Genomic DNA, 24,018 nt, shown 5'->3' on the forward strand with positions numbered 1-24,018 from the left:
ACTGTAGTGCAAAAGTAAATTTACAGCTAATTTTCAATCCATGTAACAAGTCCGAAAAACTTTGTAATAAGTTAATAACGACAGCTAAAACGATTGTGATTCTGAGCGAAGTCGAAAGCTTTTCTAACTAAAAAGGGAGGGGGGCTTCGACTTCGCTCAGCCTGACATGACTTCGCTCAGCTGGATAGGGCTTCGGACTTCGTCCTTAGCTGATCATCTTATAGTTTGACTCTTTTCAGAAAATCGGCACGATAGGTTTCACTTAGAATCAAGGCACTGTTTTTACTGTCTTTTTCCTGATGATGCAAAACGATTTCATTGTGATTAAAAAACTTTATCGCCTTTACTGCCACAATTTCTTTTTTGTTGACACGGCAAAAATCGGCTTCGGGAAGTTCCTGTAAAAGGGTATCGAATTTCACATTTTTTAAGTTCAGAAAACTGCCGTCAGTAAGAAGTACGGTTTTATCACGACTGTCACTAACTGCCGTTTTGATGTATAGAATCTGATTGAAGTAAAGCAATGTTTTGCCTTTATCTGTATTTAACTGAATGAACTTCTTTGCTGCATCAGGCTTATCAAAACGCTCGAGGGCTTTCGAAATCGCTTTTTGCAAACGTTCGAGTTTTACCGGTTTGGTAATGTAATCTACCGCGTCAATATTAAAAGCTTCGGCAGCATACTCCTTGTAAGCAGTGCAAAAGATAACCAGCTTATTGTCCAGCATGTCTGCCAGATGTAAACCATCGATCCCTGGCATTTCGATATCTGAGATCAACAAATCAAAATCGAGATTCGGTATTTCGGCAAGGAGTTTTTCGGGATTGTTAAATGTTTTTACAATTTCCAATTCAGGAATCTGTTCACAAAGCATTTTCAGATACGTTAAGCCCGGCAGCTCATCGTCCAGCAGCAAGCATTTCAGTTTTGTATTCAAGTAGATCTATTTTTAGATGAGCAATATAAACGTCATTTTCAACAAACCTTTCGAGTTTGAAGTTGTTTTTATAAATAATTCTTAATCGGTGTTCTAAAGTAGCGTGACCAAAACCGCTTCGTTCTTTTTTTAAGACTTTTTTATTTGATATCTTATTCGAAACCGTCATAAAAAAAGCATTGTCTCTGAACTCAAAAACTACCGAGATAAAGGCATCGGCACTCTGAAGATCGGCATGTTTAAACGCATTTTCAATTAAATCAATAGAAATTAACGGTGCTAATAAAGGCTGTTCGTACAATTTGTCTTCTTTATTGATATTGGTTTTGATTTTCAATTCAAAAAGCGGACTGATTTTAATTTTATTGATTTCGATTAAATTGAGTGCAAAGTCAATTTCCTCCCGGGCGGTAACAAATTTCTTTTTGCTCTCATAAAGAATATAGTCCAATACGTTGGCCAGTTTATCTAAAGCAAAATACGTTTGGTAGGCATGAGATTGTATCGAATTTAAAATATTTTTAAACAAATGCGGGTTCAGTTTAGACTCCAGAGTCTCTAACTGCAAGTCATTAACCTTCATTTCGAGTGCATAGAAACTTTTCTCAGCATCGTCCTTTGCCTTTTTGAACTGCATCAATTGATACATCAAAAAACAGATGATAATGATAAGCAATAAAAGAATCGCCAGAAAAATAAAAGTGATTGTATTGTTTTCTTGCATTGTTTATGTAAAGTTTAAAAGTTTTTTTCGCCCACGGGTTTTACGGATTAAATTTGGTTGTCACAGATTTCTTAAGATTGGATTGGGTTTTAAATCACATAAGAAATAAACCAATCCGTATAAATTTGCAAAATCTGTGTGCTATTTTTTCGCCACGAATTTACTTCGTCTGTTCACTGTCGCTCGAGTCACAAATTAATATCAAATCAATCCGCGTAAATCTGTTTAATCTGTAAAATCCGCGTGCCAACATTCATTAATGACTGGAAACAAATTTCAACCCAATAATCGAAGCGATTAAAGTAGAAAGAAAAAATATTCGCCAAAAAGTAGCGGGTTCTTTAAAAATTAAGATTCCAACCAGGACGGTTCCAACGGCTCCAATTCCTGTCCAAACGGCATAGGCTGTTCCAATAGGCAGTACCTGTGTGGCCTTATACAGCAAAAACATGCTGATAGAAAGACAAACGAAGAAACCAATCATCCAATAAGTCGAAACCATTCCTGTTGTTTCTTTGGCTTTGCCCAGACAAGAGGCAAATGCAACTTCAAAAAGTCCTGCGATTACTAATAAAATCCAATTCATTTTCTACGCCTTTTTAAATGAGATACAAATATGAGAAAACCTAGCGTAGAATGCTACAAAATATCCCATTTTTAGATTACGGGAGCAGTCCAATTGTGTTAACAAACCGTAAAAACCAGGCCGAATATTTATGATTTCGAGCACTTTTCACTACATTTGCATCCATTTTACAAATTTTATGAAAAACGCCGTACAAGTTGGATTTTGGGAAAAATTAGCCCGAATCATACTTAAAAATAGAATTTCTATACTCGTTGGGGTCGCTGCCCTGACAATTTTCCTTGGTTACCAATGGAAAAACCTTTCCATGACTTATACCGAAGCAAACTTGCTTCCGAAAAATCATATTGCAAATAAAGACTATCAAAAATTTCTGGATAAATTTGGCGAAGAAGGAAACCTGGTTGTAATTGGTTTTCAGGATAAAAAATTCTTCACACCAAAAAATTATGCTGCCTGGAATGAATTAATGACGGGTCTTAAAAAATCGAAAGAAGTAGATCTAGTAGTTTCCTTAAACGATTTAAAGAAACTGGAAAAAGATACCGTTAACGAAAAATTTGTTCTCGCTCCGTTCATCGATCAAAGCAAAGCAACAGATCCGGAATATTTAAAAAAGATACAATATGACTTGTTTCATAATTTACCTTTTTACGAAGGATTGCTTTACAACAAAGAAAGCGGCAGTATCCGTTCAGCAATTTACATCAACAAAGCACTTGTAAACACTGCTGAAAGAAAAACATTTATTCTGGAAAATCTGGTTCCAAAAATTGATAAGTTCGAGAGAACCACAGGAATCGATTTGCGTGTTTCGGGAATGCCTTACATCAGAACGATCAATGCTGACAATATGAAAGGTGAAATCGGGCTTTTTATTGGCGCGGCATTATTAACAGTTTCTTTGATTTTCTTTTTCTTCTTCCGTTCGTACAGAGCTACCTTTATCTCCATCTGTATTTTGATTGTTGGAGTAATCTGGTCTTTCGGAACTTTAGGATTATTTCATTATAAAATTACAATTCTAACTGCGATCATTCCGCCATTAATTATTGTAATCGGAATTACGAACTGTATTTTCCTGATCAATAAATACCAACAGGAAATCAAACTTCATAATAATCAGGCAAAGGCTTTACAGCGTATCATTTCGAAAATTGGAGTTTCGACTCTAATGACAAATTTAACGACAGCAATAGGTTTTGCAACGTTTATGATTACCGGAAACGATTTGCTTTTTGAATTTGGTTTGGTTACCTCTATCAATGTCATTTCTGTATACCTCCTGACGCTTTTAATTGTACCGATCATCTACAGTTTTATGTCGGTTCCGGGCGAAAAACATTTGTACCATCTCACCAAAACATACATTTCAACCTTATTGGATTTTGTTGAAAATGTGGTAAAAAATAAACGAAAAGTAATCTATATCATTTATGGTTTATTATTAGCCTTCAGTGTTATTGGAGTTACACAAATGAAAGTTTCGGGAAGTTTAATTGGTGAAATGCCAAAAAGCGCCTCTTTCTTTAAGGATATCATCTTCTACGAAAAAGAATTCAATGGTGTAATGCCCCTTGAGATTATGATTGATACCAAAAAGAAAAAGGGTGTCATGAAAGCCTCTACCATTCGCAAAATGGATGAATTGCAGAACACCATCACAGAAATGCCTGAATTAGCGAAACCGGTTTCTATTGTAAATCTGGTGAAATATTCGAAACAGGCTTTCTATAACGGAAATCCGGAATATTATCAATTACCAACATCACAGGAACAGACTTTTATTTTGTCGTATGCTAAAAATGCTACCAAAAACAGCAAAGAAAATCTGATGAAAGCTTACGTAGATTCAACCGGACAATATGCCCGAATCACTACTTTCATGAAAGATATTGGTACGGATGAAATGGCTAAAGTGGAGAAAAAACTTCACAGCAAGATCGATGAAATTTTCCCGAAAGACCGTTATGAAGTTACTGTAACCGGAAAAGCATTAGTGTTTCAAAAAGGAACCTCTTATCTGGTTGATAATTTAATTGAATCTTTAATCTTTGCAATACTAGTAATTGCTGTATTGATGCTTTACTTGTTCCGATCGTTCAAAATGGTTTTTGCATCGGTAATTACGAATATTTTACCGCTTTGTATTACTTCAGGACTCATGGGGTATTTTGGAATTCCGTTAAAACCTTCAACGATACTGGTATTTAGTATCGCTTTCGGAATCTCAGTTGATAATGCGATTCAGTTTATGGCGAAGTACCATCATGATTTGTTGCAGAATAACGGAAAGGTAAAAAAATCAGTTTTTAGTGCTTTAAGAGAAACTGGAATCAGTACTTTTTATACATCGGTAGTTTTGATCTTAGGATTTGCGACTTTCACGCTTTCCAGCTTCAGTGGAACCATCGCATTGGGAGGATTAATTTCCTGTACATTGGCCTTCGCAATGTTTGCGAATCTATTGGTTTTACCTGCTTTGGTATTGACTTTTGAGAAAAAGAAAGCTAAGAAAGAGGATTTGGAGAATTTGCAAGGATAAACACGAATTGCACGAATTAACACAGATTAAAACACAACTGAGGAACAAGGAATCGCAGTCGAAACTCGACAAAGATTGACAAATTTCTTTACGGAATCACTAGTGCAATTCCTCGTTCCTCGGAATGATAAAATGCAAAACAAAAAAATTGCTTCTCCTGAAACCGAGAGCACTAGCCCCGATCGAAGCGGCATCCTTTCTGTTTTTGCTGCCAAAAATAGAAAGATACAGCGAAGAGCGGGAAACAGCTTCAAAAATTAATTATTATCGATTATATTTGCAGTTGTTCAAAATGAATATTACTTAATATCAATTATATATAAAAATGAAACACACAAAAGTTAGAGACTTATTAAACAGTACGACGACGTTACAGGAAGTGAATGCAAAAGGATGGGTGAGAGCTTTTAGAAATAATCAGTTCATCGCGCTTAATGACGGTTCTACCATTAATAATATACAATGTGTTGTTGATTTTGAAAATACACCTGATGAAACTTTAAAAAGAATCACTACCGGTGCTGCTATTTCTGTAATCGGTACTTTGATCGAAAGTAAAGGTGCGGGGCAGAAATACGAAATTCAGGTAAACAAGCTGGAAATCTTAGGAGATTCGGATGCGGAGAAATTCCCAATACAGCCAAAAAACAAACCTAGCTTAGACTTCTTGCGCGAAAATGCACATTTACGCGTACGTACCAATATGTTTGGTGCTATTATGCGTGTGCGCTCGGTATTGTCTTATGCTGTTCATAAATATTTTCAGGACAAAGGTTTTGTTTATGTAAATACTCCAATTATTACCGGTTCTGATGCTGAAGGTGCAGGAGAAATGTTTAAAGTTACAGCTTTACCTTTTGACAATACCCCAAGAACAGAAGACGGAAAAGTAAACTACAAAGAAGATTTTTTCGAAAAAGAAACGAACTTAACGGTTTCCGGACAATTAGAAGGTGAAACCTACGCAATGGCTTTAGGTCAGATTTATACGTTTGGACCAACTTTTAGAGCCGAAAATTCAAATACTTCTCGTCACCTGGCAGAATTTTGGATGATCGAGCCGGAAGTTGCTTTCAACAATCTGGATGACAACATGGATTTGGCTGAAGATTTTATTCAGTATGTAATTAAATATGCTTTAGACCACTGCCAGGATGATTTGAAATTTTTAGAAGGAAGACTTTTAGACGAAGAGAAATCAAAACCTCAGGCAGAAAGAAGCGAAATGGCTTTGTTAGAAAAACTGAACTTTGTTTTAGAGAACAACTTCAAACGTGTTTCTTATACTGAAGCAATTGACATTTTGAGAGATTCAACTCCAAATAAAAAGAAAAAATTCCAATATATCATCAACGAATGGGGAGCTGATTTACAGTCAGAACACGAGCGTTACTTAGTGGAGAAACACTTTAAATGTCCGGTAATTTTATTTGATTATCCGGCAAACATTAAAGCGTTTTACATGCGTCTGAACGACAACACTGAACCTGGAAAAGAAACAGTACGTGCCATGGATATTCTTTTCCCTGGAATTGGAGAAATCGTTGGTGGTTCAGAAAGAGAAGAGCGTTACGACGTTTTGATTGAAAAAATGAAAGCCTTAGAAATTGACGAAGAAGAATTATCATGGTATTTAGACACCAGAAGATTTGGATCGGCAACTCACGCAGGTTTCGGACTTGGATTTGAACGTTTGGTATTGTTTGTAACCGGAATGACAAACATCCGTGATGTAATTCCTTTCCCGAGAACTCCCGGGAATGCAGAGTTTTAAAAAAAGGCTCTAAGGTACTGAGATACTGAGGTTCTAAGTTTTTTTAATATCATAAAATTTGTTTTCAAGTTTCAGGCTTCAGGTTGTACTCATTTAGGAGAAACTTGAAACCTGAAACTTGAAACTTTTAACAAAAACAAATGCTAAAGCAATTTTTAAATCTAAAATTATCCCAAAAATTATCTCCACAGCAAATTCAGCTGATGAAGTTAATTCAATTGCCTACGCAAGCTTTTGAGCAACGTTTATTGGAAGAAATGAACGAAAATCCGGCACTCGAAGCCGGTAAAGAAGACGAATACGAAGCCGATGAATTTGCCAATGAAGACTACGATGATTACGATGATGCTGAATCAGACAGAATCGAAGCAGACGACATTAACATTGACGAATATCTAAGCGACGACGACACACCCGATTACAAAACTCAGGTTAACAATTACAGCGAAGACGAGGAGCGCGAAACTCCTTTTGCCTCGCCAATTAGTTTCCATCAGGATTTAATCAATCAGTTGAATACTTTTATTTTAAATGATGAAGAACGCGAAATCGCTGAATTCCTTGTTGGAAGTATTGATGATATGGGTTACATCCGCAGAACTGTTCCGGATATTGTAGACGATATGGCTTTTACTCAGGGAATTTACACCGATGAGAAAATGGTCGACAAAATGCTTCATGTCATTCATGAGCTCGAACCTTCGGGAGTCGGAGCACGTGATTTACAAGAATGCCTGCTACTGCAATTAAAACACAAAACTCCAACCGAATATATTGATTTAGCGATTGATATTATCGAGAATCAGTTTGATGCTTTTACCAAGAAACATTACGACAAACTTTTACAGAAATACGGTGTTTCGAACGAACAGCTTAAAAAAGCCATTCACGAAATCGAAAGACTGAATCCAAAGCCGGGAGGTTCTTACACCGGAAACAATAAAGTAACAGAGAACGTTGTTCCCGATTTTGCCATTAGAATAGTTGACGGAGAACTGGAACTTACCTTAAACGGACGAAATGCTCCTTCCCTGCACGTTTCTAAAGATTATCAGGAAATGATGCAGACGTATAAAGATTCTCGTGATAAATCATCGGCACAAAAAGATGCTGTTCAGTTTATCAAACAGAAACTGGATTCGGCCAAATGGTTTATCGATGCTATCAGACAGCGTCAGGAAACTCTTTTTGTTACCATGAACGCTATCATGCATTATCAGGAAGAATACTTTCTGGATGGTGACGAAACCAAACTAAAACCAATGATCTTAAAAGACATTGCGGATATGGTTGGTCTTGACATTTCGACAATCTCACGTGTAGCCAACAGTAAGTATGTTGAAACGCCATACGGCACAAAACTGATCAAAGAGTTTTTCTCTGAAGCCATGAAAAATGATCAGGGAGAAGATGTCTCTACTTTAGAAATTAAAAAAATTCTTCAAAATACCATTGAAGAGGAAGATAAAAAGAAACCTTTACCGGACGATCAACTGGCAGAAATCCTGAAAGAAAAAGGATACCCAATTGCCCGAAGAACTATTGCAAAATACCGAGAACAATTAGACATTCCGGTAGCAAGAATGAGGAAGAAAATTTAAGTTTCTACTCTTCTACAATACAAAAGATTCATCCTATAAACAATAAACCTAACAGCTTTTAAAACACTGTTAGGTTTTTTTATACCTCAAAAACAACAAACCCGACAGGTTTCAAAAACCTGTCGGGCTTACTTGTTAAAGTCGTTAAATTATTTGTACTGACTAGGCGTTATCGTAATCTGAAACAGATAATTTTCTTTTTTGTCATCATAATTATAGATCAGAGTAAAATCATTATCCCGAAAAGCTTTAAGCCCCGGATTTGCTTTAACCGTACTTAGGAGACTTTCTTCTATATTTTGCTTAATTACTTCAATTTCGGCAGTTTCTTTTTCAACATTTAACAAAGTCAGATTGTACTGAACCACTTTATCTTTAGGCAGTGTAACATTATCCAGACGAATTCCTTCCTGAATGGTTAAAGGGCAATTTTCGTTGTATTTTTCAACCAACTCAATCATTTCCTTATCTGTTACAGGCTCTTTAAAAGAACAATATGCAATCAAAGCCAGTAATAATGCCGCAATTGCACACACTATTAAAATGGTTGAATTCTTTTTTTTAGTTGGTTGTTGCATCTGTTCGTTTGTTTGTTAAGAAAAGAAAAATTTATTTATCCTGAATCTTTTTCATGGCATTAAAATAGGCTGCACGGCTTAGTGGCTCATACTCTTCCGTTTCGCCAAGCATCACTAACTTATCATTATCGGTTTTACGAAAACTGTAGTTGGCAAGATTTCCTGTTCGGGTGCAAACCGCATGAACTTTAGTGACATATTCGGCGGTTGCCATAAGTCCCGGCATGGGTCCAAAAGGATTTCCTTTAAAATCCATATCAAGTCCTGCAACTATCACACGAATTCCCTGATTGGCCAGATCATTACATACTGTCACTATCTCATCATCAAAAAATTGTGCTTCATCAATACCGATAACATCACAACCTTGTGCTAAAATAGAGATATTGGCCGCCGCCGGAACCGGAGTAGAACGAATTTCATTGGCATCGTGAGACACCACCATTTCGTCATGATAGCGGGTATCAATAGCGGGTTTAAAGATTTCGACTCTTTGTTTGGCAAATTGGGCGCGCTTTAATCTGCGGATTAATTCCTCGGTTTTACCCGAAAACATTGATCCACAAATAACTTCAATCCAACCAAATTGTTCTTTGTGATTTACTGTATTTTCGAGAAACATTTTGTATTTTTCTACCTTTAAAAATGAATAGTTTTTATTACTTTGTACTGGTAATAAATCGACGTGAAAAATTGCGTTTTTACACTTTTTCAAAAGTAGAAAATTTTTATCAAATCGAAGATTCGCAAACGCGTATTAACAGAAATAAAAAAATATCTCTCAGATTTCGGCGACGAATAAAGACATTCAAATACAAAATATACTAAAATACCCTATTCACTATAATTTCAACAGTTATGAAAAAAAAATTGGAAGCCGATTTAATCAGCATTGCTCATCGAATTTTAAAGCTTAAAAATAAATCCGATATCAATCAATTGTATCTTGAAACGCAGAAATTATATGAAAAACTAGCGGTTTTAAAATTTGTAGATGAAAATTTCGACACTCTGAAGCCAACAATTGGCCACAGCGAAATCCATTCTGAAATTGAAGCTATCTTTGAAAAAGAAGAAATAATTCCAACAGAAGTTCAGACTGAAACTCCAATAATTACAGCAGAAATAACTACTGAAGAAACTTTAGAGCCGGTAATTGCTGAAGAAATTACTGCTGAGTCTGCAGAAGAAACAGATCCGGATCCTGAAACTCCTGAAGAAGCAATTGGTGAACCCTTGGAAGATATAAATCCGGAACCTGAGATTTTTGAAGAGATAGCAACAGAAATTCCTGAAGAAACAGCTGCTGAACCAATTGTAGAAACCATTGCCGAACCGGTTGCCGAAATCGCAGAGGAGCCAATTGTAGAAAAAATGGAAGAACCAATTTCAGAAACGGCAAAAGAACCGGAAACTATAGCAGAACTTTCGTTTACAACTGTTAGTGATTTCAAACCTATTCCTGATTTTATTCCAGCTTTTGAATTGGATAAATCGGAAGAGGTACAAGAAGAAAAGAAACCGAAAAAAGAGGAACCAAAAGCAGAAAACCCATCAAAACCGGAACCTGTTCACATTTCTTTTGAAGAAATATTAGGTGTAAACTATGCCGATGCGCATTTTGTAAAAGTAGACAGTTTTGAAGCTGTTTCTCCTGCTCCAACACCGTCAATCAATGAGTTCAAAGAGCAAAAAGCAGTTGAAACAACTGTATTAGAAACTCCTGCTGAACCAAAAGCTGCTACTCTAAATGAAAAACTGGCAAAAGGTTTTCACATTGATCTAAACGACCGAATTGCCTTCACTAAAAATCTTTTTGGAAACAGTTCAGAAGATTACAGCCGTGTTTTAAATCAGTTGCTGACTTTTGACACTTACGGTGAAGCAAAAGAATTTATTGAGGATATGGTAAAACCGGATTACAACAACTGGGATGGAAAAGATGATTATGCAGAACGTTTCTTAGGAATTGTAGAAAAGAAATTTTCATAAAAACTAAAACACAAATTACACGAATTAGCACGAACCTTTTGTTTGTAAAATTCCTAAAGACACTTAAAATTTGTGTCAATTAGTGAAATTCGTGTCCAATAAATCCATTTAGAATTCAGAAAAATTATGTCTAAACTATATATCGTTCCCACGCCAATTGGCAATCTTGAAGACATGACTTTTCGTGCCATCCGGATTCTGAAAGAAGTCGATTTGATTTTGGCGGAAGACACCAGAACCAGCGGCAAACTGTTGAAGCATTTTGAGATTGGCACGCACATGCACAGTCATCACATGCACAACGAGCATAAAACAACCGAAAATTTAATTGCACGTCTGAAGGCGGGGGAAAATATCGCCCTGATTTCAGACGCAGGAACTCCTGCTATTTCAGATCCCGGTTTTTTACTCACGCGTGCCTGTGTCGAGAATAAAATTGAAGTGGAGTGCCTTCCCGGAGCTACAGCTTTTGTTCCGGCCTTAGTCAATAGCGGATTACCCAATGACAAATTTGTCTTCGAAGGTTTTTTACCTGACAAAAAAGGACGTCAAACTCGTTTTCTGACTTTAGCCGAGGAGACCCGAACCATGATTTTATATGTTTCGCCACATAAATTGGTTAAAACTTTAGCCGAATTCATTCAATATTTCGGAGAAGACAGACAAGTTTGCGTCTCCAGAGAATTATCGAAACTGCACGAGGAAAATGTACGTGGAACGGCTAAGGAAGTTTTAGCACATTTTGAAAAAACAGCACCACGCGGCGAAATTGTCGTAGTCGTTGCCGGAAAAACAGTAGAAAAAGAAACGAAGAAAAGTAAATATTCGAAAAACGAAGAAGAATAAAAACCCGTTCTCGACTCCGCTCGAACTGACACTCGACTTCGCACGAACTGATGCTTGACTTCGATCGAACGGACACTTGACTCCGATCGAACAGACAACAAAATTATACATAATAGTAGCAAAGCATAAACATCATGAACATACAAGCCTTTTTAGAAAAAGTAAAACAAACTCCAAACGAAATAACATTCCCGGAAACTATTGCAATAATTGAAGAAAACTACAACTTCACTCCAACTGCTTTCCAAAACGGAACACAACATAATGCTGCCGGAGAAAATTCCGGTTCCTGCAAATTATTCTCTTTCGCAAAACTGCAAAACTTAACTAAAGACGAAACTTTGGCCTGTTTTGGAGCTTTCTATTTTGATGAAGTTTTGGGCGATCCCAACGGAACTAACCATCAAAACATTAGAAACTTCATCAATTTAGGCTGGGACGGAATTCAATTTGAAGGAAATGCTTTAGAGCAAAAATAACTATCTAAGATTTTTGATTAACGATTTTTGATTTCAGAAATCAGCAATCTAAAATCATTAATCTAAAATCTAAAATCAACCATGCGTTGGACCATAAAACCAAAACCTTCTGAAGAAAAAATCAAACATTTAGCGCAAGCTTTAAATGTAGAAGATTTTGTCGCAACACTTTTGATTCAGCGTGGCATAGAGACTTTTGAGGAGGCAAAGGATTTCTTTCGCCCACAATTAGACCAGCTTCACGATCCATTTTTAATGAAAGACATGGATAAAGCGGTTTCAAGAATAGAACTCGCCATTAAAAATCAGGAAAACATTTTGGTTTTTGGTGATTATGATGTCGACGGAACAACGGCCGTTTCTTTGGTTTCTTCCTATTTGAAATCACATTATCCCAATATTGCGACTTACATTCCGGATCGTTACGATGAGGGTTATGGAATTTCTTTTAAAGGAATTGACTTTGCCGATGATAATGGATTTTCATTAATCATTGCTCTCGACTGTGGCATTAAATCGATTGATCATATCGCTTACGCAAAAGAAAGAAACATTGATTTTATCATCTGCGATCACCACAGACCCGGAGATTCTCTTCCGGACGCTGTCGCCATTTTAGACCCAAAAAGAGACGACTGCTCTTATCCTTATGATGAGCTGTGCGGCTGTGGTGTTGGTTTTAAACTAATTCAGGCTTTAGGGACAAACAGAAACGAAACCATTCATGATCTCGTTCCTTATCTTGATTTAGTTGCCACGGCAATTGCTGCAGATATTGTACCTATAACGGGTGAAAACAGAATCCTGGCTTTTTATGGCTTACAGGTTATCAATTCTGACCCAAGACCCGGAATCAGGGCTTTGGTACATCAGGTAAAAAAGAAAACATTAGACATAACCGATGTTGTTTTTATCATCTCTCCGCGAATAAATGCAGCGGGAAGAATCAAACATGGCAATCATGCTGTGGAACTACTCACAGAGTTTAATTTTGAACAAGCACAGCAATTTGCTTCAGAAATTGAGCAATACAATGCAGACCGAAAAGATCTGGATAAAAAAATTACAAAAGAAGCTTTTCAGCAAATTGCAGCAAACAACGAACAAGATCGATTTTCGACGGTCGTTTTTCAGGAAGACTGGCACAAAGGTGTCATCGGAATTGTGGCTTCAAGATTAATCGAGACTTACTATCGCCCTACTTTAGTTTTTACCAAAAGCGGAGACAAATATGCTGCATCGGCAAGATCCGTAAAAGGATTTGACGTTTATAATGCGCTTGATGCCTGCTCTGAACATCTGGAACAATTTGGAGGGCACATGTACGCCGCAGGAATGACTCTGAAAGCCGAAAATTATAAAACCTTTAAAGAAGCCTTTGAAACACAAGTTTCTGCAACCATACTTCCGGAAATGCGAACTCCGGAAATAGAAATTGACGCTGAAATAAATTTCAGCGACATCACTCCAAAACTAATCCGTATCCTAAAACAATTCGAACCCTTTGGCCCTCAGAACATGACACCGGTTTTTATGACTTCGGATATAAAAGACACGGGATATGCTAAAACTTTAGGTGCTGAAGAGGAACATTTGAGGCTTTTTGTAAAGCAAAATAATTCAGATGGAATCGCCGCAATAGGCTTTGGTCTTGGAAAAAAATTAGACCTCGCAAAAAATCAAAATTCATTTCAACTGGCTTATTCTCTGGCTGAAAATGAATGGAACGGAACCGTTTCGAACCAACTTATGCTTAAAGATATCAGAACAAAATGAAAGAGAACAAATCAAACAAACCTGATCCGTATCAGGCATTACGTTATAGAGAATTCAACGTATTTTTAATATTGCGCTTTGCAATGGTTTTTGCCTGGGCAATGCAGTTTATCGTAATTGAGTGGGAAGTTTATAGCATCACTAAAAATCCGCTATCGCTTGGAATTATTGGTTTAATGGAAGTTATTCCGGCTGTTTCAATGGCACTATTTGCCGGACACATTGTCGATCAAAGAGAAAAGAAAGGATTATTGGCAAAATGTATTCTGGGCTTTTCGGTAATCAGTTTTGGATTATTTCTGGTAACCTGGCCAAGAGTTGTTGGCGGTTTATCTTCAAATGTAATTTTATACTCCATTTATATCTTAGTCTTTTTGGGTGGATTAGTCAGAGCTTTCCTTGGGCCGACTATTTTTTCTCTTTTATCCTTGATAATTCCTAAAAAAGCATATCCCAATGCCGCAACCTGGAGTAGTACGGTTTGGCAAATTGGTGCTGTATTAGGCCCTGCTGTTGCCGGTTTTTCAATCAATTGGATTGGGGTTCACTGGTCGATGTGTCTTGTTTTCGGATTCTCTGTGCTTTCCTTAATTGCCTTATCGCAAATCAGCAAAAAGCCTATTATAAATCCAAAGATTGGAGAATCAATAAAAGATAGTCTTACCGAAGGTTTAACGTTTGTATTTAGAAACCAAATTGTATTAGGAGCTTTATCACTGGATATGATTGCAGTCCTTTTTGGAGGTGCCGTAGCTTTATTGCCTATTTTTGCTCAGGATATTCTAAAAGTCGGTTCAGAAGGATTTGGCATTTTAAGAGCCGCTCCTGCAGTGGGTTCTTTTATAACAATGCTGGTTTCGGCTTACGTACCTCTCTATAAAAATGCAGGAAAAAAACTTTTGATTGCCATATTCGTTTTCGGATTATCGATCATCTTATTTGGCTTTTCTACCTATTTCTGGCTTTCTGTTTTTGCTTTATTTTTAAGCGGACTTGCCGATGGAATTTCAGTTGTAATCCGTCAAACTATTTTACAGCTTAAAACTCCGGATCATATGCGCGGACGCGTGGGTGCAGTAAACTCTATTTTTGTTGGATCTTCTAACGAGCTGGGAGCCTTTGAGAGTGGCGCAACTGCCAAATTAATGGGAACTGTTACTTCGGTCATTTTTGGAGGTAGTGTCACACTTCTAACTGTTTTAGGTTTTGGACTAATCTCTCCTACTTTTAGAAATCTGGATCTTCAAAAAGACATGGACGATCATCATAATATGGAGTAAATGAGCAAATTTGAAAGGATCTTTTTAAGAATTCATGTAACAACATTAATCATACTTATAATAAATGTATTAATTAATTTTATATTTGAATTTAGCTTAATTAACAATTTACGTCTAGTTCTTAAAGTTCTGTTCTATACTTCGGCTTGCCCCCTATTCTTTTATTATGCTAAGCCATTTAAAAAAAGAGCTTTATATTTTTCATTCTATGTCTTTTCGCCCATTTTTATTTTTATAAGCTGGTTAATCGATGGAATTTTTGGTGCTATGTTAGCATCCATTTTTCTTCTTTTCTTTCTTCCAAATGATACTCGATTTGAAAATGATCAAATACAAATCAATAAAAAAATTGAAGGTTTACTAGGTTCATGCTGCAAATATGAAGTAATTGAAAAAAAGTTTTTTGTCTTCGAAAGGAATGTTGCTGAATTTCAATTTGAAAAAAATCTTTATTTTAGAAAAAATGACATCATAATTCAAGATAACATTTTACAAATGCATCTAATGTTAAAAGATTATGACTCTCGGAAAGATCAATACATCGCAAAGGACACTGTTATCTATACTACTTTAAAAAAGTAAATTTAGATTTAATGAAACAACAGACTAGCTAAAACTTCAAACGCATATAAACTTACGACAATTATTTTTTTCAAATTTTAAGACTTTTTTATTTAGAACAAATATAAATAATATCTATATTTGTTGAAATAAAAGAATCTGTAATGAGAGAAATAGAACAATTATATCATAATAATTTTGGAATTGCCTTTTACTGGAAAAAGGAAAACGAAACCATCACTGACAAGGTACAATTGGTTTTTAAAGAAACCGGATTTTACTTCACGGTTCAGGAACTGAATTATTTTTGTGATTTAATTGAGGACAGTATGATTGAAAATGCTTGTTGTGAAGCTTGCGAACTGAAAAACTCCTGTCATAAATTCTTGCTCAAAACTCCATGCGCTGCAATAGATTTGGCGGTTTCTATCAAAGAATTAAAATCAATCAAAGATTTAGTTGAAGGTTCTTTATTCCGAATCGAACTGGATGAATATGTTTACGGAGTTGGTTTAAACTAAAAAAACACTAAAAATCATTCGTTTATAACAAAAACAAAGTGGTTATTTCTCGAATTTTTTAAGTTCAAAGTTTTCTCCGTCAAATACTCCATAGGTAAAATAGCCAATCCAGTCGCCTAAATTCACATAATTGGAATCTTCTCCAACCGGAAGAATCATTGGTAAATGGCGATGACCAAAAATAAAATAATTGTAGTGTTTGGTCTCCAGTTTACGTTTGGCGTATAAAACCAGCCATTCGTTTTCTTCTCCCAGAAATTTTACATCTTCATCCCCTGAAATCAATTTGTTTTTAACGGATAAATACTGCGCCAGACTTACCCCTACATCGGGATGAAGCCAACGAAAGAGCCATTTTGAAAACGGGTTCGTAAAGACCTTTTTCATACGTTTATAGCCTTTATCACCCGGTCCTTTTCCGTCACCGTGACCAATTAAAAAGGTCTTTCCGTTAAAAGTAAACTCCTTGTTATCATGATAAACCGGAATATTTAATTCGGTTTCAAAATAATCATCCATCCATAAATCATGATTTCCCACGAAAAAATAAACAGGAATACCGCTATCACGAATTTCAGCCAGCTTACCTAAAATACGAACAAATCCTTTTGGTACAACGGTTTTATATTCGAACCAAAAATCAAACAAATCCCCCAGTAAAAAAATAGCTTCTGCATCTTCCTTCACCTCATCCAGCCAGGCCACAAATTTCTTTTCACGTGGCAAACTCAACTCAGGCGTTGGTGCTCCGAAGTGCTGATCTGAAGCAAAATATACTTTTTTCATTTAGATTATTAGATTGTTGGACTTCTTAGATGTTTTAAATTGTCAGATCGCTTGACTTTTGACTTTCGACTAAATTAATTATCAGAAGCATACCATTCGGCAAACGAAGATTCGGTTTCCTGAAGTTTAAGCGAAAAAAGGGAAATCTCTTTAGGCAAACGCGCTATAATTCTGTCTGCAAAATCAACTACCATATTTTCACTTGTGGGCTGATAATCTACCAGAATTACATGGTGACCGCGATTCTTCAATTCATTTGCCAATTCGATATGTGGTGTTGTTTGATTAAAAACCGTCGCATGATCAAACTGATCGACGATTTCTTCCTTTACAATTTTCTTTAGATCCGAAAAATCAATTACCATCCCGAATTTCACATTCGATCGGTCTGTAATTGGCGAACCAATAACCGTTACCGATAATTTATAACTGTGTCCGTGAACGTTCTTGCATTTTCCGTCGTAACCGTATAAAGCATGTCCGGTTTCGAAACTAAATTGTTTTGTAATTCTGATATTACTCATCGATTTGAATTTTAGGTTGCAAATTTACAAATTAATAACCGTTCTCGTCTCTTTTTTTGGCTCTGTTATACATCCAATATGCAATTCCGACTAAAACAACGAAAGGAATAAAGGATCCTATCACCACTCCTATCTGATAACTGCTATCCGGAGCAGCCTTAATTTTCTCTGCAACATCAACTTGCTGTAACAACGAAATAATCCTCATCTTGATTTATTTTTTTATGTTCCACTTCAAAAACATTTCAAATTTATGCCTGTTTGATGCTGCATCCAATGACAAATATCATAATCCAAAATCTCTGAAAGGAATCCGATAAAAATTAGACTCTCCGCTATTTCTTAAACTGCTCTAAAGCATTTCTGCTAAAATCCGACAAAACTAATTTTCCCGTTATAGAGGCACGCTCGACAAGTAAAGATCCCCAGTGTTCGGTTCCTTCCCAAATAATTTTCTTCATTTCGTATAAAGCTTCAGGATTATACAAACTTAACTGTTGAGCAAAATCCGCTACCGCTACATCTAAATTTTCAGCATTATGAATCTCTGTGAACAGTTTATTTTCTAATGCCCATGCCGCCGATTTCCATGCATGTGCTGCCAGGGTCATTTCGGCCATTGCAGCTTTTCCAATCTTACGCGAGACCGCGGGTTCAATCACAAACGGACCAATTCCGATGGCCAGTTCCGACAATTTCACAGCACTTTCAGGAGTCGCAAAAACATAATCACAAGCCGAAATAATTCCGACACCACCACCAACTGCTTTTCCCTGAACACGAGCCACAATAATTTTAGAACAATTTCGCATCGCGTTCAGCAAATGAGCAAAACCGGAGAAAAAGTGTGCTCCCTGTTGTTCATTTTTAACTGCTAACAACTCGTCAAAAGAAGCACCTGAACAAAAAACTTTCGTCCCTAAACTTTGTAAAACAATAACCGAAACGGCTTTATTCTGACTTAGAGTATTAATTTCGGAAGTTAAACGATCTAATAATTGTCTTGGAAAAGAATTGCTGGCCGGATGCCCAAATTCAACTGTTGCAACAGCATTATGGTAAGTAGTCTGTAAAGAACCTTCAAGTTTTTCTGCACTCATAAAAATAAATTTGATCGTAAAGTTACGGTTTTGAAAAATATTTTCATCGGAAGTGTTTTGAAATTTGCTTTTTGAAAATTAATTAGCTTTATTTGCAATCACTTTGGGGGATTAGCTCATTTGGCTAGAGTATCCCGATGAAAAATCGGGAAAGTGATAGTTCGAATTTACATTCCCTACAAACGAAATACACGGGGGATTAGCTCATTTGGCTAGAGTACTTGCCTGGCAGGCAAGGGGTGACCGGTTCGAATCCGGTATTCTCCACTAAAGTTTTCATAAAAAATACCCAAACGTACGTTTGGGTATTTTTTGTTTATAGCCATTATGTTCTACACTTATATCATATACTCAAAAGCGCTTAACAAATATTATATCGGTTCCTGTCAGGATGTTGAAAAACGACTTCAGGATCATTTAAACAGCAGAAGTAATTACACAAAAGTTGCCAAAGATTGGGTACTAAAATATTATGAAACTTTTCCAACCAGAAGTGAAGCCTGCAAAAGAGAATTACAAATTAAGAAAATGAAAAGCCGAAAATATATCGAAACCCTAATTGAAACAAAAGGCTAGAGTATCCCGATGCATCGGGAAGGTGATCGGTTCGAATCCGATATTCTCCACTAAAGTTTTCATAAAAAATACCCAAACGTACGTTTGGGTATTTTTGTTTATAGCCATTATGTTCTACACTTATATCATATACTCAAAAGCGCTTGACAAATATTATATCGGTTCCTGTCAGAATGTTGAAAAACGACTTCAGGATCATTTAAACAGCAGAAGTAATTACACAAAAGTTGCCAAAGATTGGGAACTAAAATATTATGAAACTTTTCCAACCAGAAGTGAAGCCTGCAAAAGAGAATTACAAATTAAGAAAATGAAAAGCCGAAAATATATCGAAACCCTAATTGAAACAAAAGGCTAGAGTATCCCGATGCATCGGGAAGGTGATCGGTTCGAATCCGATATTCTCCACTAAAGTTTTTATAAAAAATACCCAAACGTATGTTTGGGTATTTTTTGTTTATAGCCATTATGTTCTACACTTATATCATATACTCAAAAGCGCTTAACAAATATTATATCGGTTCCTGTCAGGATGTTGAAAAACGACTTCAGGATCATTTAAACAGCAGAAGCAATTACACAAAAGTTGCCAAAGATTGGGAACTAAAATATTATGAAACTTTTCCAACCAGAAGTGAAGCCAGCAAAAGAGAATTACAAATTAAGAAAATGAAAAGCCGAAAATATATCGAAACCCTAATTGAAACAAAAGGCTAGAGTATCCCGATGCATCGGGAAGGTGACCGGTTCGAATCCGGTATTCTCCACAAAAAAAAAACCGTATTACTTCATTGGAATACGGTTTTTTTATTTTGAAAGATTTTTTTAGTGTTCATTAGCAGAGTCTTCGGCATCTACTCTTTCTTTCTCGGCTTTCTTAAAATCATTATTTAATAAATCCGTTAGTTTCTTTTTCTCTTTCTGATTTTTTTTGATTGTAAATACGATTACAACGATTACAACGACCGCTACAATTCCAATCACTACCCAATTGATTTCCATAACTTTAATTTTGAGTTAAAAATAAAAATTTAGAAGTTTTGCAACATTACCAAAAGGTTAAACCTTAGCCTTATAAAAATGCAGAGAGGAGAAATTTGCTGACAAAGAACAATCTCTCTTGCCTAATATTACATTCTTTATCAAAAAGATTGCAGTCTGCTACTTTCATGAAATACAGAAACCAGACCTATAAATAAAAGTTAAATGTATCAGAAGGAGAGAGTTCGGAATTGTTTTTGTTAGGTTTAGGCAGTACTACTTTTAAACACCAAAAAATGAAAAATTTAATTTTACTCCTGAGCTTAGTTTTAATTACCTCTTGTTCGTCAAGCGACGAAGACACCCAAGGTGTTTTCTATTCTCCTTCCTGGATACAAGGAAGCTGGAAAGATAATACAACCGGAGCGATCCTTACTTTTACCAAAAATGACATCAAGTACAATTCTAACGGAAATACCTATTCTTTCAGTAAAAATCAAATTAGGACATCTTCCAACCGAATCATTCCACAGCAAATAGCTAAAACTGATAATCTGTATATTGTAGACTTTGGTCAGGGACTTGAAGGGTCATTCATCCGATTTAACTTTTTCAAAAAGAGTGACAACACAATAGAGTCAAAAGGACATTTACCCGGAAATTATACCAGATTATAGTTAACCCCACTTTTATCGCGTATTTTTTATAACTGTCAGAATAAAAATCATCATTCCAATCCAGACATTATACAGAGATCCATGAAGTCATGAAGACATATTTACACCCCTAGAAACCCAAATTACAAGAGCTTACTTCAACAAATACCCAAATCGAATCGACCCGTAAAAATATCCCGAATTGGTGTTGGTATTCGGATCGTTTAATTCTCTGCCCCGATACATAAACGAATACGACATGTTGAAGTTATTGTGTCGGTATTTTAGTCCTGCCTCGGCATTGAACCGGAGTGGCTCCAAGTCAAACGTTAGTGGGCTGGTGTTGCTAAACATACTGCCTTCGATGGTAGCATCGTAAAACTGGTAATTGACACTTGGCATTGCGTAAAAGTAAAACTCACGGATATTGTATTGAGCAGTATTGCTTACCGAGGCATCGTGTAAATTGGAATCATAAACCGGGAGTAGTTTTTTGAAACCAACTCTGGCTAAGAAACCTGTTGAAACACCCGTAAAGATTGTTCCTACATTGGCTTCCGACTGAAAGTGAAGATCGACAAAATCATTGTGCTTTGCAGGAAATAATTTCTTCGAATACATTACATGTGCCTGAATCGCGAATGCGTTGTGCAGCTGGTTTTCCCAACCATACACCGTTTTGTACCCAATAAGATGATGGAAACTTTCCTGAGTTTCTCTTCCAAGGGCATTAGGCCCCATAAAACCCAACTGAAAATCGGTCTTTAAAACCGATTCGCTTTTATAGAAAAAACTTCGTCCCGCTTCGGCAAAAAGATAACCTGTAAAAGGACGGTCGTTGATCGTAACGGCCGCTTCATTTATAAATCTCGGATTATAGATATACTGCCCAATACGAAATTCGGTGATTTTCTTGCTGATTTTTTCGTTATTGTTCTTCGACAAAAAACGATAAAAAAGCTCCAGGCCATTGGTATAATACATATCGTTTTTAGACGAAGTATATAAATCGTTATCTGTAATTAAACCTATTTCTGTAGTTTTTGCCTGTCCAAAAGTCAAAACCGTCGTCAATAACAGGAATCCGAGAAAGCTTTTTTTATTCTGCATTGTAATTTATTTTCCCAACCGATCGCATTTCACGAACAATTCGTTCTTTTCTGCGGTTGATATAACTGGAAGATCCTGTTGCTTTAAATTTTCTTGGGTTTGGCAAAATGGCTGCAATTCCGGCTGCCTGCATTGGCGTTAGACTTGAAGCATCACGACGGTACCAATGTTCGGTAGCGGCATAAGCTCCGTACACTCCATCACCCATTTCGATGCTATTCAGATAGACTTCCATAATACGTTCTTTGCCCCAAATGAGTTCAATTAAAACGGTGAAATAAGCTTCTAAACCTTTACGGAAATAACTTTTCCCCTGCCATAAAAAAACATTCTTAGCGGTTTGCTGCGAGATGGTACTTCCGCCACGAATACGGCGTCCGCGCTCGTTGCTTTTATAGGCTTTTTGAAGTGCTTTAAAATCGAAACCGTTATGTTTCAGAAAAGTTCCGTCTTCACTGGCAATAACCGCTTTTTGCAAATTCATTGAGATCTTATCGATAGGTTCCCAGTCATGATCAAAATAGACTTCTTTACCGGCCGTTTTGTTTTCGATTGCCCGAATGATCATTAAAGGGGTAAAAGGCACAGGCACATATTTAAAAAACACGACAGACGCAATCGAGATTCCGAAGAACCATAAAAATAATTTGATGAAAAACCACTTTACTTTTTCGCCAAAGGAGCGATTGCTTTTCTTTGGTGTTGGTTTTGGTTTACTGGCGGTTGTTTTTTTGGGTGCCGGTTTTTTGGGTGCTGCCATTATATTAAATCTGCTAATTCTGTTCCTATTAAACTCCCGATTGCTACTCCCATTCCACCTAAACGCACTCCACAAAACACGTTTTCAGACAATTGAGTAACAACAGGATTTTTACTGTTTCCTATTCCCATGATACCGCTCCAGCGATGGGCGATTCGGAAATCCTGATTCGGTAAAATTACATTTTTAAGTAAATCCTCCAATTTATTTTGTACAATTTTCGTTTGTCCAAATTCCGTTGTTGTTTCGGTCTCAAAATCAAGATTTCTGCCACCGCCAAGTAAAATTCTATCGTTTATATTTCTAAAATAATAATACCCGCGATCCAAATGAAAAGTTCCTTTGATGGCTAAATTTGCAATAGGTTCTGTAATTAAAACCTGCGCTCTGGCAGGCTTTACCGCTCCCTTTGTCAGCTGAGCTGCAAAACCGTTAGTCGCAAAAAGTACTTTCCCCGATTTAAAACTAAAATCACCCAACACCAGTTCGACTTCACTCCCCAAATCAGAATAAGCAGTAAGAGTCTGCTGATTTAGAATCAAAATATTCTCAGCAACAGCCTGTCTCAGCAATTCCTGCATCATATTTCCGGTATCAATTTGTGCCTCAAAAGGATTAAAAATTAAATAATCGTGACTGTTTCCAAAGCCAAACCGATCTGATTCTTTGGCAAAAACATCCGCTTTGAAAAGTGGTCTTAAAATTTCATTGACAAAAGGCAGTCTCGAAATACACTCCTCAAAACTTAAGTCATCTTCTCTTAAAAACAATTCATAACCGCCATACGGTTTGAAATCTATGGCAGTATCACCCAGTCGCTTTCTCAGCAGCTGCAAGCCCTTCCATCTCTTTTCTACAAGCCGGATTACTTCCTCTTCTGAGTGCGTTTTAAGATCTTCCATAATTTCAGAAAGGCTTCCAAAACATGCAAAGCCGGCATTTTTAGTACTGGCCCCTTGCGGCAGCATTCCTTTTTCCAGAACCAGAATTTTTGCGGTCGGAAATCTTTCGCGTAAGCGTAGTGCCGCATGCAGTCCTACAATTCCGCTGCCAACAATAGTATAATCAACATTTGTAAACCAGTTTTTGAGCTCCCAGTAGCTTAGTTCCATCATAAAATAATAAATTCCAATTAGTTAAAATCCAAATCACAATTTAGGAAATAAATTTAAGCCAGAACTTTCATTTTTTAAAATTCCAAAACGCGTACTATTTTTTTTCAGCCACGAATTCACAAATTATTTTCGCTGATCCTTAAGAATAAAAATTCGGGAATTCGTGGCTGAAAAAACTTAGCCCATAAACTTTAACAATTTTTGGAATT

General features: G+C 36.5%; 27 protein-coding genes and 1 tRNA gene. 15 read left to right on the plus strand and 13 right to left on the minus strand.

Annotated features, from left to right (window positions below):
- Positions 1 to 218: 218 nt before the first annotated feature.
- The 3 genes from OLM58_RS05525 to OLM58_RS05535 all read right to left on the minus strand — a co-directional run bounded on the left by OLM58_RS05525 (position 219) and on the right by OLM58_RS05535 (position 2,248).
- Positions 219 to 938 (minus strand): LytR/AlgR family response regulator transcription factor, encoded by a 720-nt coding sequence (locus tag OLM58_RS05525; RefSeq protein WP_264531508.1) that lies wholly within the window; start codon positions 936 to 938, stop codon positions 219 to 221.
- The gene (locus OLM58_RS05530; protein WP_264531509.1) at positions 901 to 1,662 is read right to left on the minus strand and encodes a histidine kinase; all 762 of its coding nucleotides are present in this window, start codon (positions 1,660 to 1,662) and stop codon (positions 901 to 903) included. The genes OLM58_RS05525 and OLM58_RS05530 overlap by 38 nt, the downstream gene beginning before the upstream one ends.
- Positions 1,663 to 1,918: 256 nt before the next feature.
- Positions 1,919 to 2,248, minus strand: coding sequence for a DMT family transporter (locus OLM58_RS05535; RefSeq protein WP_017496243.1), 330 nt, complete (start codon positions 2,246 to 2,248; stop codon positions 1,919 to 1,921).
- A gap of 178 nt (positions 2,249 to 2,426) precedes the next feature.
- Between OLM58_RS05535 and OLM58_RS05540 the strand changes: the two genes are divergently transcribed.
- From OLM58_RS05540 to rpoN, 3 genes are all read left to right on the plus strand, one after another.
- Positions 2,427 to 4,793, plus strand: a complete 2,367-nt coding sequence (locus OLM58_RS05540) for an efflux RND transporter permease subunit (RefSeq protein ID WP_264531510.1) — start codon at positions 2,427 to 2,429, stop codon at positions 4,791 to 4,793.
- A gap of 325 nt (positions 4,794 to 5,118) precedes the next feature.
- Positions 5,119 to 6,567, plus strand: a complete 1,449-nt coding sequence (gene asnS / locus OLM58_RS05545; RefSeq protein ID WP_264531511.1) for an asparagine--tRNA ligase — start codon at positions 5,119 to 5,121, stop codon at positions 6,565 to 6,567.
- Positions 6,568 to 6,707: 140 nt separating this feature from the next.
- Positions 6,708 to 8,168 (plus strand): RNA polymerase factor sigma-54, encoded by a 1,461-nt coding sequence (gene rpoN / locus OLM58_RS05550; protein ID WP_017496248.1) that lies wholly within the window; start codon positions 6,708 to 6,710, stop codon positions 8,166 to 8,168.
- Positions 8,169 to 8,317: 149 nt separating this feature from the next.
- On the opposite strand, the gene OLM58_RS05555 is transcribed toward rpoN, so the two are convergent.
- Positions 8,318 to 8,746 carry a hypothetical protein gene (locus OLM58_RS05555; RefSeq protein WP_264531512.1) on the minus strand — a complete coding sequence of 143 codons (429 nt, stop codon included), beginning with the start codon at positions 8,744 to 8,746 and terminating at the stop codon, positions 8,318 to 8,320.
- Between the two features lie 31 nt (positions 8,747 to 8,777).
- Positions 8,778 to 9,368 (minus strand): thymidine kinase, encoded by a 591-nt coding sequence (locus OLM58_RS05560; RefSeq protein WP_017496250.1) that lies wholly within the window; start codon positions 9,366 to 9,368, stop codon positions 8,778 to 8,780.
- Between the two features lie 236 nt (positions 9,369 to 9,604).
- Here OLM58_RS05560 and OLM58_RS05565 point away from each other — a divergent pair, with 236 nt between their 5' ends.
- The 7 genes from OLM58_RS05565 to OLM58_RS05595 all read left to right on the plus strand — a co-directional run bounded on the left by OLM58_RS05565 (position 9,605) and on the right by OLM58_RS05595 (position 16,201).
- Positions 9,605 to 10,738, plus strand: coding sequence for a hypothetical protein (locus OLM58_RS05565; RefSeq protein ID WP_264531513.1), 1,134 nt, complete (start codon positions 9,605 to 9,607; stop codon positions 10,736 to 10,738).
- 126 nt (positions 10,739 to 10,864) lie between these two features.
- Positions 10,865 to 11,584 (plus strand): 16S rRNA (cytidine(1402)-2'-O)-methyltransferase, encoded by a 720-nt coding sequence (gene rsmI / locus OLM58_RS05570; protein WP_202702342.1) that lies wholly within the window; start codon positions 10,865 to 10,867, stop codon positions 11,582 to 11,584.
- Between the two features lie 134 nt (positions 11,585 to 11,718).
- Entirely contained in the window at positions 11,719 to 12,063 is a 345-nt protein-coding gene (locus OLM58_RS05575; protein ID WP_264531514.1) for a HopJ type III effector protein, read from the plus strand.
- An 81-nt stretch (positions 12,064 to 12,144) separates the two neighbouring features.
- The gene (gene recJ / locus OLM58_RS05580) at positions 12,145 to 13,839 is read left to right on the plus strand and encodes a single-stranded-DNA-specific exonuclease RecJ (RefSeq protein ID WP_264531515.1); all 1,695 of its coding nucleotides are present in this window, start codon (positions 12,145 to 12,147) and stop codon (positions 13,837 to 13,839) included.
- A complete protein-coding gene (locus tag OLM58_RS05585; RefSeq protein ID WP_264531516.1) occupies positions 13,836 to 15,119 on the plus strand; it encodes an MFS transporter in 1,284 nt (427 codons plus the stop codon). The genes recJ and OLM58_RS05585 overlap by 4 nt, the downstream gene beginning before the upstream one ends.
- Positions 15,120 to 15,701 carry a hypothetical protein gene (locus tag OLM58_RS05590; RefSeq protein ID WP_264531517.1) on the plus strand — a complete coding sequence of 194 codons (582 nt, stop codon included), beginning with the start codon at positions 15,120 to 15,122 and terminating at the stop codon, positions 15,699 to 15,701.
- A 143-nt stretch (positions 15,702 to 15,844) separates the two neighbouring features.
- Positions 15,845 to 16,201 (plus strand): hypothetical protein, encoded by a 357-nt coding sequence (locus OLM58_RS05595; protein WP_017496256.1) that lies wholly within the window; start codon positions 15,845 to 15,847, stop codon positions 16,199 to 16,201.
- Between the two features lie 42 nt (positions 16,202 to 16,243).
- On the opposite strand, the gene OLM58_RS05600 is transcribed toward OLM58_RS05595, so the two are convergent.
- From OLM58_RS05600 to OLM58_RS05615, 4 genes are all read right to left on the minus strand, one after another.
- On the minus strand, positions 16,244 to 16,987 hold the full coding sequence (locus OLM58_RS05600) for a UDP-2,3-diacylglucosamine diphosphatase (protein ID WP_017496257.1): 744 nt from the start codon (positions 16,985 to 16,987) through the stop codon (positions 16,244 to 16,246).
- A gap of 74 nt (positions 16,988 to 17,061) precedes the next feature.
- Positions 17,062 to 17,511, minus strand: coding sequence for a 6-pyruvoyl trahydropterin synthase family protein (locus OLM58_RS05605; protein WP_017496258.1), 450 nt, complete (start codon positions 17,509 to 17,511; stop codon positions 17,062 to 17,064).
- Positions 17,512 to 17,542: 31 nt separating this feature from the next.
- Positions 17,543 to 17,719: a hypothetical protein gene (locus OLM58_RS05610; protein WP_165607908.1), complete on the minus strand. Its 177-nt coding sequence runs from the start codon at positions 17,717 to 17,719 to the stop codon at positions 17,543 to 17,545.
- Between the two features lie 127 nt (positions 17,720 to 17,846).
- The gene (locus OLM58_RS05615) at positions 17,847 to 18,611 is read right to left on the minus strand and encodes an enoyl-CoA hydratase/isomerase family protein (protein WP_264531518.1); all 765 of its coding nucleotides are present in this window, start codon (positions 18,609 to 18,611) and stop codon (positions 17,847 to 17,849) included.
- Positions 18,612 to 18,804: 193 nt separating this feature from the next.
- Between OLM58_RS05615 and OLM58_RS05620 the strand changes: the two genes are divergently transcribed.
- From OLM58_RS05620 to OLM58_RS05635, 4 genes are all read left to right on the plus strand, one after another.
- A tRNA-Ala gene (locus OLM58_RS05620) sits at positions 18,805 to 18,878 on the plus strand.
- Positions 18,879 to 18,938: 60 nt separating this feature from the next.
- A complete protein-coding gene (locus OLM58_RS05625) occupies positions 18,939 to 19,187 on the plus strand; it encodes a GIY-YIG nuclease family protein (RefSeq protein ID WP_264531519.1) in 249 nt (82 codons plus the stop codon).
- Positions 19,171 to 19,545 carry a GIY-YIG nuclease family protein gene (locus OLM58_RS05630; protein ID WP_264531520.1) on the plus strand — a complete coding sequence of 125 codons (375 nt, stop codon included), beginning with the start codon at positions 19,171 to 19,173 and terminating at the stop codon, positions 19,543 to 19,545. Before OLM58_RS05625 ends, OLM58_RS05630 begins: the two co-directional genes overlap by 17 nt.
- 80 nt (positions 19,546 to 19,625) lie before the next feature.
- Positions 19,626 to 19,904, plus strand: a complete 279-nt coding sequence (locus OLM58_RS05635) for a GIY-YIG nuclease family protein (protein WP_264531521.1) — start codon at positions 19,626 to 19,628, stop codon at positions 19,902 to 19,904.
- 108 nt (positions 19,905 to 20,012) lie between these two features.
- On the opposite strand, the gene OLM58_RS05640 is transcribed toward OLM58_RS05635, so the two are convergent.
- Entirely contained in the window at positions 20,013 to 20,189 is a 177-nt protein-coding gene (locus OLM58_RS05640; protein ID WP_264531522.1) for a hypothetical protein, read from the minus strand.
- 275 nt (positions 20,190 to 20,464) lie between these two features.
- Between OLM58_RS05640 and OLM58_RS05645 the strand changes: the two genes are divergently transcribed.
- The gene (locus tag OLM58_RS05645) at positions 20,465 to 20,845 is read left to right on the plus strand and encodes a hypothetical protein (protein ID WP_264531523.1); all 381 of its coding nucleotides are present in this window, start codon (positions 20,465 to 20,467) and stop codon (positions 20,843 to 20,845) included.
- A 132-nt stretch (positions 20,846 to 20,977) separates the two neighbouring features.
- On the opposite strand, the gene OLM58_RS05650 is transcribed toward OLM58_RS05645, so the two are convergent.
- From OLM58_RS05650 to OLM58_RS05660, 3 genes are read right to left on the minus strand one after another with little or no spacing between them, the layout of a single operon-like run.
- Positions 20,978 to 21,934 carry a lipid A deacylase LpxR family protein gene (locus OLM58_RS05650; protein WP_264531524.1) on the minus strand — a complete coding sequence of 319 codons (957 nt, stop codon included), beginning with the start codon at positions 21,932 to 21,934 and terminating at the stop codon, positions 20,978 to 20,980.
- Entirely contained in the window at positions 21,924 to 22,694 is a 771-nt protein-coding gene (gene mtgA, locus OLM58_RS05655; RefSeq protein WP_264531525.1) for a monofunctional biosynthetic peptidoglycan transglycosylase, read from the minus strand. Before mtgA ends, OLM58_RS05650 begins: the two co-directional genes overlap by 11 nt.
- Positions 22,694 to 23,806, minus strand: coding sequence for an NAD(P)/FAD-dependent oxidoreductase (locus OLM58_RS05660; RefSeq protein WP_264532426.1), 1,113 nt, complete (start codon positions 23,804 to 23,806; stop codon positions 22,694 to 22,696). The genes mtgA and OLM58_RS05660 overlap by 1 nt, the downstream gene beginning before the upstream one ends.
- Positions 23,807 to 24,018: the final 212 nt, after the last annotated feature.

Source organism: Flavobacterium sp. N502540 (assembly GCF_025947365.1).
Lineage (GTDB): Bacteria > Bacteroidota > Bacteroidia > Flavobacteriales > Flavobacteriaceae > Flavobacterium.

Excerpts from the sequence above, each read along its gene's own strand:
- OLM58_RS05530 (WP_264531509.1), bottom strand. The coding sequence starts at position 1,662 with ATGCAAGAAAACAATACAATCACTTTTATTTTTCTGGCGATTCTTTTA.
- OLM58_RS05535 (WP_017496243.1), bottom strand. The coding sequence starts at position 2,248 with ATGAATTGGATTTTATTAGTAATCGCAGGACTTTTTGAAGTTGCATTT.
- OLM58_RS05540 (WP_264531510.1), top strand. The coding sequence starts at position 2,427 with ATGAAAAACGCCGTACAAGTTGGATTTTGGGAAAAATTAGCCCGAATC.
- asnS (WP_264531511.1), top strand. The coding sequence starts at position 5,119 with ATGAAACACACAAAAGTTAGAGACTTATTAAACAGTACGACGACGTTA.
- rpoN (WP_017496248.1), top strand. The coding sequence starts at position 6,708 with ATGCTAAAGCAATTTTTAAATCTAAAATTATCCCAAAAATTATCTCCA.
- OLM58_RS05555 (WP_264531512.1), bottom strand. The coding sequence starts at position 8,746 with ATGCAACAACCAACTAAAAAAAAGAATTCAACCATTTTAATAGTGTGT.
- OLM58_RS05560 (WP_017496250.1), bottom strand. The coding sequence starts at position 9,368 with ATGTTTCTCGAAAATACAGTAAATCACAAAGAACAATTTGGTTGGATT.
- OLM58_RS05565 (WP_264531513.1), top strand. The coding sequence starts at position 9,605 with ATGAAAAAAAAATTGGAAGCCGATTTAATCAGCATTGCTCATCGAATT.
- rsmI (WP_202702342.1), top strand. The coding sequence starts at position 10,865 with ATGTCTAAACTATATATCGTTCCCACGCCAATTGGCAATCTTGAAGAC.
- OLM58_RS05575 (WP_264531514.1), top strand. The coding sequence starts at position 11,719 with ATGAACATACAAGCCTTTTTAGAAAAAGTAAAACAAACTCCAAACGAA.
- recJ (WP_264531515.1), top strand. The coding sequence starts at position 12,145 with ATGCGTTGGACCATAAAACCAAAACCTTCTGAAGAAAAAATCAAACAT.
- OLM58_RS05585 (WP_264531516.1), top strand. The coding sequence starts at position 13,836 with ATGAAAGAGAACAAATCAAACAAACCTGATCCGTATCAGGCATTACGT.
- OLM58_RS05590 (WP_264531517.1), top strand. The coding sequence starts at position 15,120 with ATGAGCAAATTTGAAAGGATCTTTTTAAGAATTCATGTAACAACATTA.
- OLM58_RS05595 (WP_017496256.1), top strand. The coding sequence starts at position 15,845 with ATGAGAGAAATAGAACAATTATATCATAATAATTTTGGAATTGCCTTT.
- OLM58_RS05600 (WP_017496257.1), bottom strand. The coding sequence starts at position 16,987 with ATGAAAAAAGTATATTTTGCTTCAGATCAGCACTTCGGAGCACCAACG.
- OLM58_RS05605 (WP_017496258.1), bottom strand. The coding sequence starts at position 17,511 with ATGAGTAATATCAGAATTACAAAACAATTTAGTTTCGAAACCGGACAT.
- OLM58_RS05610 (WP_165607908.1), bottom strand. The coding sequence starts at position 17,719 with ATGAGGATTATTTCGTTGTTACAGCAAGTTGATGTTGCAGAGAAAATT.
- OLM58_RS05615 (WP_264531518.1), bottom strand. The coding sequence starts at position 18,611 with ATGAGTGCAGAAAAACTTGAAGGTTCTTTACAGACTACTTACCATAAT.
- OLM58_RS05625 (WP_264531519.1), top strand. The coding sequence starts at position 18,939 with ATGTTCTACACTTATATCATATACTCAAAAGCGCTTAACAAATATTAT.
- OLM58_RS05635 (WP_264531521.1), top strand. The coding sequence starts at position 19,626 with ATGTTTGGGTATTTTTTGTTTATAGCCATTATGTTCTACACTTATATC.
- OLM58_RS05640 (WP_264531522.1), bottom strand. The coding sequence starts at position 20,189 with ATGGAAATCAATTGGGTAGTGATTGGAATTGTAGCGGTCGTTGTAATC.
- OLM58_RS05645 (WP_264531523.1), top strand. The coding sequence starts at position 20,465 with ATGAAAAATTTAATTTTACTCCTGAGCTTAGTTTTAATTACCTCTTGT.
- OLM58_RS05650 (WP_264531524.1), bottom strand. The coding sequence starts at position 21,934 with ATGCAGAATAAAAAAAGCTTTCTCGGATTCCTGTTATTGACGACGGTT.
- mtgA (WP_264531525.1), bottom strand. The coding sequence starts at position 22,694 with ATGGCAGCACCCAAAAAACCGGCACCCAAAAAAACAACCGCCAGTAAA.
- OLM58_RS05660 (WP_264532426.1), bottom strand. The coding sequence starts at position 23,806 with ATGGAACTAAGCTACTGGGAGCTCAAAAACTGGTTTACAAATGTTGAT.